This is a genomic window from Candidatus Endolissoclinum faulkneri L2 (genome assembly GCF_000319385.1).
GTDB lineage: Bacteria > Pseudomonadota > Alphaproteobacteria > Thalassobaculales > Thalassobaculaceae > Thalassobaculum > Thalassobaculum faulkneri.
In genome coordinates, this window is sequence record NC_019566.1 from 1,137,341 (window position 1) to 1,154,593 (window position 17,253).

The following is a 17,253-nucleotide window of genomic DNA, read 5'->3' on the forward strand; positions in this document are numbered from 1 at the left end:
GAGCGTTTAATGCATTTATACTACCCAAGCACTAGTTTATAGTATGCTGCGTTATGACCAACGCCCTTATAGTTTTCTTAATGAAGCGGCATCTATCCTACACATATCGTTACTTGCAATCTATAATACTATATATTTAGCAAGTCTCACATTACATCCAATATACAGTCAACAGTATTAACTCAGCTTATGCTACAATACAGAGAATGGGCAACATAACCTGGCAGATTTGTATACACATTATTTAGGCACCTAATGTGTTTATTATTTAAATAACTAAATTTAATAAATGCAAACAATTTAATTAATAATAATTATTATATTAATTGATGTTTAAACAGTTGTATAATTACAAAATTATTATTAGCGTAATTTATACGCCGATATAATGAATGTTGTTTTTTTTGTACATGCTGTCTAATATTAATTGTTATTAAATTAGGATGCTAAAATGCTCGATGATCAAGCTACTGCAATTGATAGCATTCGTTTTAGCGACGCTGCTGCTTTAGTAACAACTTTAAAGCCAAGCTATCCAGTTTATTGCTTTAGACCACACAAGATAAGAGCTGTAGTACAACATTTCATTGAAACTTTTCCTGGTAAAGTGGTCTATGCTGTAAAGTGTAATATTGAGCCAAGGATGTTATCTTGGTTATCAGAAGCCGGGGTTACTGCTTTTGATACTGCCTCGCTAACTGAAATCGCTGCTGTACGCAAGCAATTGCCAGATGCCGATGCTTTATTTATGCATCCAGTGAAAAGCCGAGCATCTATACTAGCAGCTGATCAAGTTTATGACGTCTCGACTTATTGCGTCGATTCTATGGCTGAGTTAGAAAAAGTATTACAGGTCGCTAAACGAAGAGACCTAAAGATATTTGTGCGAGTTGCTACGCCAAGCAGCAAAGCTACTTTTGAACTTTCTGTTAAATTCGGCGCTACTCAGGCTGAGGCAATTGAGATACTTGATCGAGTAGCAAAGGAAGGAATGCAAGCTGGCATCGCCTTTCATATTGGCTCTCAATGCATAAATCCACGCGCTTTTCGAACCGCATTCGCTGTGATCTCTGATGTTTGGCGTGGTACAAAAGCTGAAGTACGCGAGATCGATGTCGGTAGCGGTTTCCCTGTTGCCTACGCAGGTCAGTCTGTGCCACCCCTAGAAGATTTCGTCAAGGAAATCGTTGAAGGAAGACGTGAAACAGGGATAGATGAAAATGTAGCACTGCTATGCGAGCCAGGTCGTGCGCTAGTCGCTGATGGATGTTCTATGCTTTGCCAAGTATACTTGCGCAAAGGTAATAGACTATATTTAAACGACGGGCTTTATGGAAATTTATCAGAACCATATTGGGCAAGAATTCGTTTACCGGTTAGATTGATTCGCGCAAAGAATGAGATTTGTAGAACAAATAATACAGCGCTTCAAGACTTTACTATATTTGGCCCAACTTGCGATGGGAACGACTTTCTGCCTACACCATTTCGCTTACCGTCTGATGTCAGGGAAGGAGATTGGATTGAAGTTGGACAAATTGGTGCTTATGGAGCGGCTTTAGCTACAAAATTTAACGGGTTCTTTGCCAATGTACAAGTCGAACTTTCTGATGAACCACCGTGTACTGGGTGATTTGCTTGTTCATAACAACTATTTTTAGCCTTGAATATTAATAGGCTGATCCAGCTATATAACAGTGCGAAATTGCTATTAGTTTTTATCAGAATATGTCTTGTTGTATAAATACAACATTAAAATTGATAAACTCTTTAAATTAGTTACTTGATAATTAATTTTGTATCTAGTTGTTTTTAGTATAAAATAAATTTCGTTATAGTCGACAATTTGGCAAATCCTGTTCTTAGAGCTGTATGTAAATGAATTGTTGATCAAATAAGCTTAGAATAAGTCAGATAAAATTATGCTGTCCATTAAGTACAAACCTCTTTGCTAGGAATTGTTAGCAGATTTTTTGCATTAAAGTTTAACTATAATCCCCTAATCAGAAAACTAACGTTTTATTTATTATTAATTCGCGAGCAAGATACCAATATTTAGGCAATCTAATTTATTATATACTAATTTTTGTTAGCGTCACTACTACTCAAGTAGTGATGAGCAATAAATCTCTTTCTTGATAATACTAAGTCAAATTAATAAAGGAGATGATCTATAATTTAGATAAAAACAATATACAGACTTTTTAATAAAGTAATTTATTTTTTTTCATTTAGTCTATAAGTTAGATTGCTTTTTATTGTTTTGCTTTAAGGCTTTGTAGATTATAGTCCAAGTCTGAGGGATTGCTTCAATGATAAATGCATTAAATTTTAAATTGTATTTTCTAAAAAGATAAATAAAAATGCTCTTATTAAAATATTATTGTGTAATTTGAGTTAAAGGTTAACATAGTTAAAACAGCATAACTAATAAATACACACTTAAGTAAAAAAGTCTTAACTTTTTTAGGTTGAATAAAGGCACCATCTGTAAGTAAAAAATTTTTATTTTTACTGCTAACTTCTTATTATTAAAAAAGAATTTATCCAACTAATTGATAGAATTTTAACCACGTACAATGCCATAGCTTCAATAAGGAAGCAATAACTTTAGTGATTGCTTCCTTATTGAACGGATATTCTCCTAGAATAATTTTTAATATATTTTATCCTAAATTTTATTGTGTTTATTTAGTATCGAAATTATTTAAATATTAGTAACTGACTAAACGCAGTAATCGAAGCCTAGTCTATACTGGATTACCGTAAACATATGGTGAGGCTAAGAGGTTTAAAAATGCGCATTGGCTTACCAAAGGAAATTAAAAACCACGAATACCGAGTTGCTCTTGTGCCCTCTAGCGTCAGTGAACTTGTAGCGCATGGACATGAAGTAGCCGTAGAAACTCATGCTGGATACGCCATAGGTTTAAATGATGATCATTACAAAGCGGCTGGAGCTAATATTTTACCAACCCCAGGGGAGGTTTTTTCTTTTGCCGATATGATCATAAAAGTGAAAGAGCCTCAGCCGGTAGAAATCAGCAGACTGCGTCCTGGACAAATATTGTTTACCTACTTACACCTTGCAGCAGATCTTGAGCAAACTAGAGGATTAATTAATAGCGGTTGCATTGCTATTGCTTATGAAACAGTGACTGACCCCTATTACCAGTTACCTTTATTAACCCCGATGAGCGAAGTAGCAGGTAGAATGTCAATCCATGCCGGCGCCCATTGCTTGGAAAAAGCTCAAGGCGGTAGTGGCACGCTACTTGGTGGTGTGCCTGGTGTAGCAGCTGCTAATGTAGTCATAATTGGTGGCGGAGTAGTTGGTAAGAACGCAGCACGTATGGCTATTGGCCTGGAAGCAAAAGTTACTATATTTGACATTTCATTGTATAAATTATATAAATTAGATATGCAATTTGGATCGACATTAAGTACCATTTTATCCACAAGAGAAGCTTTAGAAGAATACGTCCTGAATGCTGACCTGGTAATTGGTGCTGTATTAGTAACTGGTTCAACAGCACCAAAACTAGTAAGACGAGAGATCGTATCGCAAATGAAAAGAGGTTCTGTACTGGTGGACGTAGCGATTGACCAGGGTGGCTGTTTCGAAACTTCAAAACCAACTACCCATACAAATCCAACCTATATTATCGAAAACGTAGTGCATTATTGCGTAGCGAACATGCCAGGTGGAGTAGCACGAACTTCTACGTTTGCGTTAAACAATGCAACTTTACCATTTACTTTAGCTTTAGCCGATAAAGGCTTACGTCAAGCAATGCTCGATAATGAGCACTTACGTGCAGGCCTAAACATTTACAAACGTCAAGTAACTTATAGAGCAGTAGCAGAAGCTCATGGACTTGGCTTCACTCCAGCTGAGGAAGCATTAGAATTGTAATAGATCGCACACTATACTTGCTTTTATTAAGCACATTAGCAATCTGCTTGTAACTAATTAAATTCCTTTTAAAATGTTATATATTTAACCATTCTCGTAATTTTACCCAACTCATTCCGGCTATTAATGCTGGTGTTCGCAACCATCCGCCGGGAAATGTTTGATGATGAATTTTCTCAAATAATTTTAATCTTTTATCGTTAGCTGTTATTGCTTCAGCAATAATCTTGCCGGCAAAACCAGTTAGCACTATGCCATGACCAGAAAAGCCTTGAGCATAAAAAGTATTATTCGACAATCTTCCAATATCGGGAATACGATTAATAGTGATACCAATCAACCCGCCCCACTGATAATCTATCCTGATGTTAGCCATCTCTGGAAATATTCGAACAATTTTACGCTTCATTGTACCAATCAAACCAGGCGGAACGATAGTCGAATAGCTTGCACCCGAGCCAAACAATAAACGGCGGTCATGAGTCAATCGAAAATAATCAAGTGCTAAATTGCAATCTGCGACCGCTACGTCTCGGGGAAATATTGTAGCAGCAAGACTAGCAGAAAGCTGTTCAGTCACAGAAATAAAAGATGCTACTGGCATAATTTTAGAGTAAAGTTTTCTTTCTAGCTTTCCAAGGTAAGCATTACAGCAATATACTATATACTTTGCGTTAACCAAACCAGAATCTGTCTGTACAATAGTACCATCTACTTTCCGCACAGCGCTATCCTCAAACAAAATCGCCCCAGCTTCTTCAGCTCCTTTTGCTAAACCCAAAAGGTAACGCAATGGGTGAATCTGTCCACTTTCCGGATCAATCATACCACCAAAATATCGATCGGAGCCCAGCCAATCACGTACCTCCGAACGAGTAATCATTTTTGGGCCTGTATATCCCCATCCGTGCCATGCCGCACACAGACTTTGCATAGCCTTAAACTGCCGATTATTTAGCGTGAGATGCAAGTATCCCATGCGTAAATCAGCTTCGGGTGCATGACGAGCAGTACGTTCCTTCAGATCATCCACCGCCTCACGAGCCATTTGAAAGAAAGTGTAACCGCTTTCCTTCCCAACATATTGCTCAATCACTGATATATCAGCAGCAAAGCCTTGCACTACTTGACCACCGCTACGTCCAGATGCACCAAAGCCGATTGTCTCAGACTCAAGTAAAACGACATCCATTCCGCGTTCAGCACAATTTAACGCAGTTGAAATACCGGTAAGACCACCACCAATGACACATACATCACAATGCAAATCATCATTCAACCTATGGCGTTTGGAGATATTAGCAGTATCGTGATACCAAGTCATTGAAGGCATGATCAATTTCCAGTCAAAATTACAAAGGTTGTAGGAATAGAAAAAATTTTATTCTTAATATATTAAATTTAAAAAAATAAATTTTTGTTTCATTTCGTAATAATAGAACAATCGTTATGATCTAATTTTTCTTTGGCTAAAGATAATCATTGTCTAAAGATTGTTTGTTATTACTTATCTTCTAATGCAAAAAAATAATTTGTATCACGCCTAGATTGCGATATTTATTAAATCATATTTGTCATCCATTATAATGTTTTTTCCTTATAGATCAGCATTAATAGTTACTTAAATTGTATGGCTTGATTAATTTAGCATCGCAAGTAATTTTTTAAGGATAAAAACATAAATTTATAAACCGCAATATCTCCTCAAACTAACTTTATAATTCCACAGCGACACTTCTAACTTTGTTAGAAGTTTATCAATTTATGACTAACAATCCATAAATTGGTTTTACTTATAAACAAAATTCCAAAGTAGAACTTAATTACGATAGTAACGGTTCTAGTCATTTAATTAGAAAATCTAAACAAAAAATTTTCTATTTACAATGCTAGATAAATAAGCTTGATTCTGCGCTAATTAACTTAATTTGTAGTTAATCAAGTTAATTATATTTATGTAATGATTGATCTTTTGCTTACTTACCTAAAGTCAACCAAGACTGAACTAAAAGGGATTATAGCAAATTAAAGTTCTTTACCATCAGTGTACTAATGATGCATTTACACAAAATTCTTATAGATTGAGCAAATCATAAAGTCTATACATTTATATAATTCAAAATTAAGATAATTGAGTATTAAGCAATTCCTGCAATTATAGATTTAAAAATTATCGAATATAATTTTGCTTAGAGCATTTGCAGACTAAAATTAGCTGATTAATAATTAACATTCTCTTAATTTATAAAAAGTTTTAAAATATTGCCTTTGTACAACCTTTCCTTAAATAAAAAAGCTTTTTGCTATAATTGTCTCACTCATTCTTGGACCAAATACTTAGCACTCTTCATTTACATACCATATTATATTTAGCAGTGCTAGAAATATGCAATTTATTATAGAAAACAAGCTTGTTATGCTGTATAGTATTTGTAATGACCACGGTTAAAAAAATAAGCAAAGTGCCATTAAGCCATCAATATAGTATACTATTTATCTTAGCTATTTCATTATGAAAATTAATCTCGATTCCTGGATTCGTGAAAATCAAATCAAGGAAGTGGAATGTTTAGTTTCCGACTTATCTGGCATTGCTCGAGGTAAAATCCTTCCAGCCCAAAAGTTCATGTGCGCAACGCGTAACCAAGGATTACGTTTGCCGGAATCAATCTTTGGTCAAACCGTTACTGGTGACTATATTGATGAAATTGACCTTGATCCACGCGCAAGTGATGTATTGTTACGACCGATAGCTGAAACCATTCGCATGGTACCATGGTATGCTGAACCGACAGCACAGATAATTCACGAAGCTTATTATTTTGACGGTACCTTTGTTGACATTGCAGCTCGCGCTGTGCTGTGCCGTGTACTAGATCTTTATGTTGAAAAAGGTTGGACCCCAATAGTTGCTCCAGAGTTAGAATTTTTTTTGGTAAAAGTTAACGAAGACCCTGACTATCCTTTAGAGCCACCAATCGGTCGTTCCGGACGCCAAGAAATAGCACGTCAGGCTTACGGTATTGACGCAGTTAACGAGTTTGATCCACTTTTTGAAAAAATCTATGATTACTGCAAGGCACAGGAAATCGATATTGATACGTTAATTCACGAAAGCGGCGCTGCACAAATGGAGATAAATTTTAACCATGGCAACGCATTGGATCTGGCTGATCAAACTTTTTTATTTAAGCGTACGGTACGCCAAGCCGCACTAGATCATAAGATATATGCTACCTTTATGGCTAAACCAATGCAATACGAACCAGGTAGCTCAATGCATATGCATATCTCTGTGGTTCATAGCGAAACCGGTCAGAACTTATTTGCTAGTAAGGATGGAAAAAATTCTGATTTCTTCCTTAACTTCATAGGAGGAATGCAAAAATATGTACCCCCTTCAATGGCTCTATTCGCGCCTTACGTCAACTCTTACCGTCGCTTAGTGCAAGATTCTGACGCGCCGGTAAATGTCCATTGGGGAATTGATAACAGAACTACTGGATTTAGAGTACCAGAATCCCGCCCTGAAAGTAGACGAGTTGAGAACCGTGTGCCAGGTGCAGACGCAAATCCATATTTGGCTTTCGCTGCTTCATTAGCTTGTGGATATCTTGGAATAATAGAGCAACAAGAGGCTTCAAAACCAGTTGATGGTAGCGCTTACAATCTAGCTGCTAGCTTACCACGTCATTTAGAGGATGCTCTGTTACGATTAAACCGATCAAAACAGCTCCGCGACATACTTGGACAACGTTTCATCAAAGTACTTACTCAAATCAAAGAGCAAGAATCAAGAAATTATCTTGAAGTAATTAGTGCTTGGGAACGACAATACTTACTTCTTAACGTTTAATCATCTGTTATAATAACGGTTAATATTCCTATTCATTTGCTATAGAAAACAAAGAGATTAACTAATCATTTAGTTATATCGATATTAATAATTTAACAAAACTGCAACCTTGCTTTATCGGAGTAAATATTTGGCCATGATGAAAATAAAAAAACCTACGGCTAAAATGTAAGCTACACTTCATGCGCGCAATTCAAACCTAGCACGGCTAGGTTATCATTTATTGAGACCATTTAAACGAGTATTTTTAAAATATCCATTTTAAAAACGTTGTACGGTACAGCAAGTCCAATTATTCATAATTTACATTTAAAACAAAAAAAATTCAAGAATTTTTTATTCTAGCTTTCATGTTTTAAGCTCAAAGCGATAGACAAGACATTTTTCTAATTGCTGTAATAGCTTTTATAAGCAAAAGTATACTTTACGTATTTATAATTTTTACTCATTATAATTTTTAATTATTAAGGTTAGATAAAGTAGTTAGGCTACTGTAGACAATAGATATCTATATTCAACAAATTTACTTAATAAATTACAGTAAACATAGCGAGGTCAAAAATATTGTTTAGTTTAGTATTAAAGAATAATTGAAGAATATAAATGTGCACTTATACCAGTAGCAAAAACTTGCAACAAACATATTCGTAATTTCTTATTACAATAGTAAATAAGAAGGTTAAATTATTATCATCTTCATTCTTTTTGTTTAAAATCTAACCAATACCAGCTATAAATCAAGTAGAATATAAAATAAACGATTTATTGAACTATTTCAGCTTGTTTTGCCTTCTGTTCAATGTTATACAATTGATTGTCCATTAAATGGATATTAGATTAAAACAATCTGACTTTAAGTACCAAAATAATGGGGGTAATTTTATAAATTCAATGCAGACTCAGCTATATCATTACGGTTAAAACCTTCCGGCCAATCAATTCTATTAATAGCTGAATAAACCTTTTTTCTAGCTTGAGTTATATCCTTACCAATAGCGGTTATCCCAAGTACTCGACCACCGGTGGCTAGCAACCTTCTTTCTCTATCCCAAGAAGTTCCAGCATGAAATATGACTACGTCATCATTTTCTATCTCACTGATGCTATTAATTACTGAGTTCTTTTCGTAGAAATCAGGATATCCTTTGGAAGCCATAACGACACAAAGTGCAATATCATCATTCCACTTCAAACGAACATTAGTAATTTTTCCATCGTTTATAGCAATCAAAGCAGAAAGAAAATCACTCTTTAAAAGCAACAGCAACGCTTGACATTCTGGATCACCAAAACGAACATTATATTCAATAACCTTAGGGCCGGTATCAGTAATCATTAGCCCAGCATACAGTACACCTCGAAATCTTCGACCTTCAGCTGCCATACCAGCAATAGTTGGATTAATAATCTCACTAACAATTTTTGTGGTTAGAAAATCATCGATAATCGGAGCTGGAGAACATGCACCCATGCCACCGGTATTTGGTCCAGTATTACCGTTGCCCACTCTCTTGTAATCCTGAGCAGTTATCATTGGTAATACGAATTCGCCATCTGTTAGTGCAAAAAAGCTAACCTCTTGACCAATCATACATTCTTCGATAATGATTTCTTTTCCAGATTCACCAAATACTCGATCAATCATAATCCTATCTACTATTTCCATAGCTTGAGTAATTGTTTCAGCTATAAATACACCTTTACCAGCGGCAAGCCCGTCTGTCTTAATAACTATTGGCAATGATTTTTCAGATATGTAAGCTTTGGCAGTCTCTGCCTTATCAAACCTAGCATAAGCTGCGGTAGGAATGTTGTGACGAATACAAAAATCTTTAGCAAAGACCTTAGAACCTTCCAGCACAGCAGCAGCAGCAGTTGGACCAAAACTCTTAATTCCAACGTTTCCCAGTTTATCAACTAAGCCATCCACTAAAGGACCTTCTGGACCAATCACGACGAAATCAATTGCTTTATCAATACAAAATACTATTAGTGCATCATAGTCATCAGCAGCGATAGAAATGCACTCTGCTTCATGCTCTATGCCAGCATTACCAGGAGCACAAAATAATTTTGTCAACAATGGCGAACTAGAAATAGCCCAACATATAGCATGTTCACGCCCACCGGAGCCAACAACCAAAATACGCATACTAACCTTGATTCCGCTAATATTAATTATTTATCAGCTAACTAAACTAACTAGATGATTACCTGATCTTCCTTCTCATAATTAAACGATAATTAAGTTAGTGATCTATCATTTAGAACTACAAGCAGGAAGCAGCTTTGCTGGATTTCTGCTACATAATGTAGGATAATTTGCCTCCATCGCTCATTTAACCGAAAAAAACGCTTACAGTTTAGTAGATGTATTATAATTATAATAACTAACGCATATAATAATTCTTATTGCTAAACCAAACTAAGTAAAACAATTTAAGTATTTAAGGCAATAAAGTTATGAATCAATGCTAATAGACAGATCAACTACAAAAAAAACACTAATAATTGCCTTTTATAGCAAAGTATAAATTTTTCGATAAATTATTCAAAATAAATAAAATCAATAGTTTATTTTCCAATGCTATTGTAGTTAATACCTAAACAGGAATATAATTCGATCGTTAAATACAAGCATATTAAAGTTAATTCAATATCAAATATAATATATTCCGGCATCTGACAATGCTAAATTAAATGACGACAATCTAGTTTCAGCAATAAGTCAAAATTTTAATTCAAAGATAAGTAAAAAGAAAAACACTATTGATAAACACATCGCTTTATTGGGCTAAACTAATCATTAATACTGAACAATTTTATTAGAATAATATAAAACTTAATAGTTTAATAAGCTTAGTATCGACTATCAAAATTTAAGTTTTTACTTTAATTAAAAAAAATAACAACAACTATATTAAGTTCTTGTCTTCAAACAAAATTTAAATAAATACATCATTCTGTAAACTTCTGCTAAACCAAATCATAAAATCTATTCAATGCGATAAAAAACAAAGCCAATTTCTAATACAGATCAAAATAAAAATACTCTCATTGTAGAGTATACTATTAGGAAAATCCTTGCATGAACAACTTAAGTGATCTTTTTGCAAAGAAAATTTACAAATGACTGATATGTCTAAGTCAACCTTTAGTAAAGATAAAATAAAATAGGTATCAAAAGCAAAATAATCTTAATACAGCATTCAAATAACAAAAAACCAATTTGTACAAGAAGAATACCAAAAAACTATCCAAATTAATTTATACGTAAGGATAAATTTCAGTAAAAATCTAGATCATACTAAATTTACAAAAAGATTATAAAATTTACCCATTAATAAATAGAAAGCATGCGAGTGCTGATAAAACTTAAAGAGATTAGTGCAAATAATTTTACATTAAGATATATAATAAGCTTTTACATTTATTATCTCTAAAGAGATGTAGTGATACTATCAAGAACTATACATTGTATAATTCAATAAATCTCTCTAAGAATTTATTATTCTCGGATAAGCAAGTAAACCTTTTGCTAATTTTTACTTAAAAAGTTAAGTAATAAAACAAATTAAACAGCCTGAGCAACATCATCTATAACAAGCTGAACTTTATAATTACCGCAAGAATTATTGAGTCTTAAGTACCCTGCTACATATAAAGGGTCTTTATGCACTTGCAACAAGCTAGAACCAATAGCATTATCCATAGCATGGAAAGCAATAGATTGTACTTGGGCGCAATCATAACCAACCAAATTACATCTTATATGTTGGTTGCCAACTATACGACTGGATTCAACTTTAGCATGAGATACTACAAAACGCGGCTCCACATTACCAATACCAAATGGAGCAAGTAGTGATATCGCACGAGCTAAGTCTATCGTAGCCCCGCTTGGGGTTAAAACCGCATCCACCGATAATTCAGCAGGCATCAAAGGCAAGCAACAACTATTTGATAAAGCAAAACGCTCAATCAGGAAGGCAGTAAATTCACCAATACGACTTGCAGCAACAGTAAAGCCTACAGCCATAGCATGCCCACCACCGCTCTCTAATAATCCCACCCGACAAGCGGCAATAATCGCAGCTCCCAAATCTATACCAGGCACCGAGCGGCCAGAGCCCCTTCCAATACCTTTATCATCAATACTAATCACACAAGTAGGAAGTTGAAATCGATCTTTTAGGCGGCTGGCAATAATGCCAATCACACCAGGATGCCATCTATCTCCCGAGACTACAAGCACTGGTGAATTCCTCTCGTTTTCCGCTTGAGCAATAGCATTTCTCAAAAATCTCGATTCAATTATTTTACGTTTATTATTACAGTAATCTAGTATTTTAGCGATTTGATGAGCTTCAATGGTATCATTAGTAGAAAGCAATTTAGCGCCAAGATCAGCTTTACCCATACGTCCGCCAGCATTGATTCTCGGGCCCAAAACAAAGCCTAGATGATAAGCAGTTGGCTTAGAATCGAGTCCAACAATATTCAGTAAGGCTGCTAATCCTATATTTGAACGCCTAGCCATGATCTTCAAACCTTGAGCAACAAAAGCCCGATTAAGTCCGGTAAGCGGTACAACGTCACAAACAGTCCCCATAGCAGTTAAATCAAGAATAAGTCTTAGATCCGGTTCAACATGATGAGTAAACCAACCCTTATCTCGTAATGCGCGATTAACAGCTACTATAGTCAGAAAAGTAACACCACATGCCGCCAAATAACCAAATCCTGGTACTTCATCTAGCCGATTAGGATTAACAACTGCTATAGCTGGCGGTAGCTCTGAACCAGCTAAATGATGATCAACAACAATTACATCTATCCCATCCCTCATTGCCTGAGCTAGAGTTTTAGTAGCGAGGATGCCACAATCCAAGCAAACTATTACTGCAGCACCTTGCATAACTAGATTCTGTAAGGCTGGCATATTTGGACCATAACCTTCCTTAATACGATCAGGAACATAAATGACCACTGAGGCATCAACCGCGCGAAAGTATTTGGCCATACTAGCTGCCGAAGTAGCACCATCTACGTCATAATCCGCAAATAACCCGATAACCTGTCCTAAAAGTACCGCTTCAACCAACCTATTGACGGCAAAGTCCATATCAATAAATCGTTTGGGATCAGGAAGTTCAGCTTTTAAGGTTGGTTGCAAAAAAGACTCAACCGCATCCAATTCAATGCCTCGCTGAGCTATAATATGTCCTACAGTTTCGGGAAGAGCAAAGCGCTGTGCAATTGCCCAACCAATTTTATCCACATTTTTTATTCTACCGTTGCCGTGCAATACCCAACGACGTAAAGTGAGTGATTGTTCAACACCTAGAAATGCATTGGATTGCGGCACAAGTTCTTCCTATTACTTTAATTTTTTGCCACTTGTTATGTGAATAATTAAATGATCAAAGATTTGCGAGTAAAATCATGAGTTGTTTCTACCATCCGCACAGTGCCAGTTTTAGAGCGCATGATAATTGAATTGGTCGTTGCACCACCAATGTAACGCCGCACACCACGCAACATGGATCCATCAGTTACACCAGTAGCAGCAAATATTACCTCACCGCTAGACAATTCCATCATATCGTATTTTTTGTTGACATCAGTGATACCACAATGGTGTGCTCTTGATTTCTCAACATCATCTCGGAATATTAGACGACCCTGTATCTGACCACCAATGCAGCGCATAGCAGCTGCTGCTAGAACGCCTTCCGGAGCACCCCCCAATCCCATGTAAATATCTATTACACTGTTTGGGCTAGCGGTAGCAATAGCAGCAGAAATGTCACCATCAGAAATTAGTGCAATTCTTGCTCCTGTCTCGCGTACCCGCGCAATAAGCTGCGCATGGCGTGGTCGATCCAGGATACAAACAACTATATCTGATATTGCAACATTTTTCTTATTCGCCAAATTTTTTAGGTTTTCTTCTACAGTATTATCAAGGTCGATGATGCCTTTCGGTACACTAAAGCCAACAGCAATCTTATCCATATAAACATCCGGAGCGTTAAGAAATCCACCCTCAGAAGACAAGGCAATCACCGCGAGTGCATTTTGGGCATACTTAGCGGTGTTAGTTGTTCCTTCCAGAGGATCAAGTGCAATGTCAATCCTGGCGCCACCTTTGCCGACCTTTTCACTGGTATAAAATCTAGGAGCTTTGTCTCGCGCGCCTTCACCAATTACAACCTTGCCTTCGATATCAAGATCGTTTAGCGCAGCACGCATGGCATCTACAGCTTTTCGATCAGCCATTTTTTCATCACCTTTACCAATTACTGAAGAAGCCGCAAAAGCGGCTTCTTCAGTAACCCTGATAGCCCCCCAAACAAGATTGGAATTAACAGTAAAACTTTTGCCTTTATTCAACATTACTTTATTCTCTTAATTTATTAGTTTATTTATTTTTAATTAAAAAAAAATTCGGCGCGTTAACAAATTAATTCTTGGCAAGAAATTAATAAAAAATTCTTATGGTTTGGGTTATTAATAATATCACAAATCGACGATCCGAATTATTACCGTTAAATCTTCATCATCGTTAAGATTAATGATTTCATCCATTGCCTTCCGCAATGAATTTTCTTCAGCTTCGTGGATGATAAAAGCCAATAGCATTTTTTCATGCTGATTATGATCATTATGTATAAATAAATCCATAGAAACATCTTGATTACGCATAACCGTCCTAACATGCGCAAGAACGCCTGGGCGGTCAATAAGTGCTATACGAACATAATATCTGCAGCGCACTAACTCTTGTCGTGTTTTTTGGTTAGCGAATAATTTGTCAACCGGCAAACCAAAGACCGGGGCACCGCGGCCTAGAGCAATATCGACAATATCACTTATAACTGCAGAAGCGGTTGGATCTGCACCAGCACCACGACCATAATGCAAAGTTGTTCCAGCCGAATCAGCATCAGCAATAACAGCATTGAAAACACCCTCTACCTTAGCGATCAGAGTGTCTTTAGGAACCATGCAAGGATGCACTCTCTGCCGTATCCCATCATTAGTCTTTTCAGCAAAACCTAAAAGCTTGATTCGGTAGCCAAATTTTTTAGCATAAGCTATATCGACAGCTGAGATGGAACGTATGCCTTCTATATGCACTGCCTTAAAATCAACAGTATGACCAAATGCAAGTGCTGATAACAGCGATAGCTTATAAGCTGCATCTATTCCGTCAACATCACAGCTCGGATCAGCTTCAGTATAACCCAATTCTTGTGCTTCAGCAAGGACTTCGTTAAAATCTCTACCAGTTTCATGCATAGCGGTCAAAATATAATTACTTGTTCCATTAAGGATACCATAAACACGGCTCAGTTCGTTAATTACCAAACCATCGCGTATAGTGCGTACAATTGGAATTCCACCAGCTACTGCTGCTTCATATGCTAAAACCACTCCAGCGTTTTCAGCTTTACTAGCCAACTCAGTGCCGTGATGAGCTAACATAGCCTTATTGGCTGTAACTACTGACTTGCCGGAAGCCATGGCTGCTTCAACTAAATTTTTAGCTACTCCGTCGGATCCACCGATAAGTTCACAAACCACATCAACGTCATCGCGAATAGCTAATGTCAATGGATCGTCAGTCCAATCAATACCAGTTAAATCTAACCCACGATTCTTGTTCTTGCTGTTAGCAGAAACTGCCACTACCATCACTGGCCGTCCGGCATGTGAGGCAATTATTCTACTTCGTTTTGCTAGTAACCGTACAGTTTCCGCACCAACCGTTCCCAAACCAGCAATAGCAACACGTAGCGTCTTGCTCATCAGTTCACCTGAGTTATTATTGCCCAATAGGAATCAATATTAGTTAACAAATCAATACTTTGGTAATGATGATAAAAATCTATCCAGCTGTCTATAAAATCTTTTCTCAATGTAGTCATCCTGTAAATTAACCAATTGCCATCTTTATTTTCTTTTCATTAAATGTTTTGATTTACATGATCTTCACTACTACATCGTCTAGTTTTAAAAGCATTTCAACGAAAATATAAATTAAGAAATTGGTAAAAATAGCCTATGCTTACAGTAAGCAAATTAGCATAAAAACTTAACAAATATTTTATCGATATAAAATTGTTTAAGAAATTGCATTCTAAATTATCACCGCATAATAATTCAATATTATTAATAAATAGGCGTTCAAATTGAATTTAAAATAAATAAGTCAACGCTCAATCAACTCATTTTAGATTGCTTTTGTGATGCAATTATTAATTTAGAAATACTCAAACGAATAATTAACCTTAATCCTTAAAATTTTTTATTGTATTATAATGTTTTAATTAAGGCATATCTTGTACACAAATTAATTTTATTAATATCAGCATTAACGATTGATTACAAGAATTTACTATAATTAGATGTCAAAATAATAATTTACTAAGACTTATTTTGTAGTAATCAATGATTCTACTTATGATTAATTAAACAGCATAAATAAGCATTAAGTAAAAAGTCTAGTTTTATTATTCAGCTTTATTGCTGTTATATTGTTTCAATATAAAAATCCCAAGCTCAAAAAATTGAGCCATATTTGTTTATATTAAAATTTTACAAGTTTTGCACTGCCTGTTATATTTATAAGGTAAACTCCTTTTACGCACTTAAGATTCAGGAGCTAATTTTTGTATTTTTTCTTTAATGTATTCTGCACTAGATCGCTCTGCAGCTAATTTTTGCTGAATTGCAATGCGTTCTGTTTTATTAGTTAAATACTTTGGTCGACCAGGAACGCTTGCTAAATTTGGAAAAGATTTATCATTAGTTAGTAATTCTTCAGTAAAGAAAGTAATTTGTTTTGTTATTTGTTTGCATTTTTCCCAGAAAACGTTACTTTCAACTTTGATACTTGTAGTTTCGGTGATGTATTTATACCAAATCACAGGATTAATTATAGAAGATACCGAAAAGCAATTAACTAACAACATTAGTGTAGTACAGCAGTAGATAGTCGATAATAGCTTAATCAGGCAATATTTATTAATTTTACGTACTAAAATTAATAATCTACCTTTAGTAGTTATTGTTAACATTCTTATTTTACCTACTGAACCAAGACATTAAAAAATTATACACTGTTTGCTAGACAGCGTTCATTAATTTGTAGGTTACCCAATCATTTCACAAATTACAATATCAAGCTTTTTCACCAATTACATATAACTAAAAAGTTAGATTTATAATTGTTATTTAACAATATATTTACAAAATAATTTATACAAAATAAAATATCGGTAATGTACAATTAATAAAATTATATCTAAAACAAAATATAAAATATTAATATTCAATATGAAATATCTCTTAACTATATTATTAGTTTTAATAAATTAAACTTTATTTCTAAATTATATAGCATTACCATAAAGTAATTACTACAAATCGTTAATATCATTAAAAAATTCTTTCTTATGAAAGACAGATCTAA

Annotated in this window: 9 protein-coding genes; 3 read left to right on the forward strand and 6 right to left on the reverse strand. The window is 35.2% G+C overall.

Annotation, left to right across the window (positions count from 1 at the left end; translation table 11 throughout):
• Positions 1-451 precede the first annotated feature (451 nt).
• Both A1OE_RS03345 and ald read left to right on the forward strand, forming a co-directional pair.
• A complete protein-coding gene (locus A1OE_RS03345) occupies positions 452-1,633 on the forward strand; it encodes an alanine racemase (RefSeq protein ID WP_015088926.1) in 1,182 nt (393 codons plus the stop codon).
• Positions 1,634-2,797: 1,164 nt separating this feature from the next.
• Positions 2,798-3,916: an alanine dehydrogenase gene (ald, locus tag A1OE_RS03350; protein WP_015088929.1), complete on the forward strand. Its 1,119-nt coding sequence runs from the start codon at positions 2,798-2,800 to the stop codon at positions 3,914-3,916.
• A gap of 76 nt (positions 3,917-3,992) precedes the next feature.
• Here the strand turns inward: ald and A1OE_RS03355 are convergent, their stop codons facing one another.
• The gene (locus A1OE_RS03355) at positions 3,993-5,249 is read right to left on the reverse strand and encodes an NAD(P)/FAD-dependent oxidoreductase (RefSeq protein WP_015088930.1); all 1,257 of its coding nucleotides are present in this window, start codon (positions 5,247-5,249) and stop codon (positions 3,993-3,995) included.
• Between the two features lie 1,179 nt (positions 5,250-6,428).
• Here A1OE_RS03355 and A1OE_RS03360 point away from each other — a divergent pair.
• Positions 6,429-7,772: a glutamine synthetase family protein gene (locus tag A1OE_RS03360; protein ID WP_015088932.1), complete on the forward strand. Its 1,344-nt coding sequence runs from the start codon at positions 6,429-6,431 to the stop codon at positions 7,770-7,772.
• Positions 7,773-8,652: 880 nt separating this feature from the next.
• Here the strand turns inward: A1OE_RS03360 and purD are convergent.
• The 5 genes from purD to A1OE_RS03385 form a co-directional block, all read right to left on the reverse strand.
• Complete coding sequence (purD, locus tag A1OE_RS03365; protein ID WP_015088933.1) at positions 8,653-9,924, reverse strand: phosphoribosylamine--glycine ligase; 1,272 nt, start codon at positions 9,922-9,924, stop codon at positions 8,653-8,655.
• A 1,422-nt stretch (positions 9,925-11,346) separates the two neighbouring features.
• Positions 11,347-13,140: a single-stranded-DNA-specific exonuclease RecJ gene (gene recJ, locus A1OE_RS03370; protein WP_015088935.1), complete on the reverse strand. Its 1,794-nt coding sequence runs from the start codon at positions 13,138-13,140 to the stop codon at positions 11,347-11,349.
• A 47-nt stretch (positions 13,141-13,187) separates the two neighbouring features.
• Positions 13,188-14,171 (reverse strand): class II fructose-bisphosphatase, encoded by a 984-nt coding sequence (glpX, locus tag A1OE_RS03375; RefSeq protein WP_015088936.1) that lies wholly within the window; start codon positions 14,169-14,171, stop codon positions 13,188-13,190.
• Positions 14,172-14,294: 123 nt separating this feature from the next.
• Entirely contained in the window at positions 14,295-15,587 is a 1,293-nt protein-coding gene (locus tag A1OE_RS03380; protein WP_015088937.1) for a homoserine dehydrogenase, read from the reverse strand.
• An 842-nt stretch (positions 15,588-16,429) separates the two neighbouring features.
• Positions 16,430-16,753, reverse strand: coding sequence for a hypothetical protein (locus A1OE_RS03385; protein ID WP_044283288.1), 324 nt, complete (start codon positions 16,751-16,753; stop codon positions 16,430-16,432).
• Between the last annotated feature and the right edge of the window lie 500 nt (positions 16,754-17,253).

Bases quoted from the DNA above. Each gene is read 5' to 3' on its own strand.
- A1OE_RS03380 (WP_015088937.1), bottom strand. From the start codon at position 15,587: ATGAGCAAGACGCTACGTGTTGCTATTGCTGGTTTGGGAACGGTTGGT.
- purD (WP_015088933.1), bottom strand. From the start codon at position 9,924: ATGCGTATTTTGGTTGTTGGCTCCGGTGGGCGTGAACATGCTATATGT.
- A1OE_RS03355 (WP_015088930.1), bottom strand. From the start codon at position 5,249: ATGCCTTCAATGACTTGGTATCACGATACTGCTAATATCTCCAAACGC.
- A1OE_RS03360 (WP_015088932.1), top strand. From the start codon at position 6,429: ATGAAAATTAATCTCGATTCCTGGATTCGTGAAAATCAAATCAAGGAA.
- ald (WP_015088929.1), top strand. From the start codon at position 2,798: ATGCGCATTGGCTTACCAAAGGAAATTAAAAACCACGAATACCGAGTT.
- A1OE_RS03345 (WP_015088926.1), top strand. From the start codon at position 452: ATGCTCGATGATCAAGCTACTGCAATTGATAGCATTCGTTTTAGCGAC.
- A1OE_RS03385 (WP_044283288.1), bottom strand. From the start codon at position 16,753: ATGTTGTTAGTTAATTGCTTTTCGGTATCTTCTATAATTAATCCTGTG.
- glpX (WP_015088936.1), bottom strand. From the start codon at position 14,171: ATGTTGAATAAAGGCAAAAGTTTTACTGTTAATTCCAATCTTGTTTGG.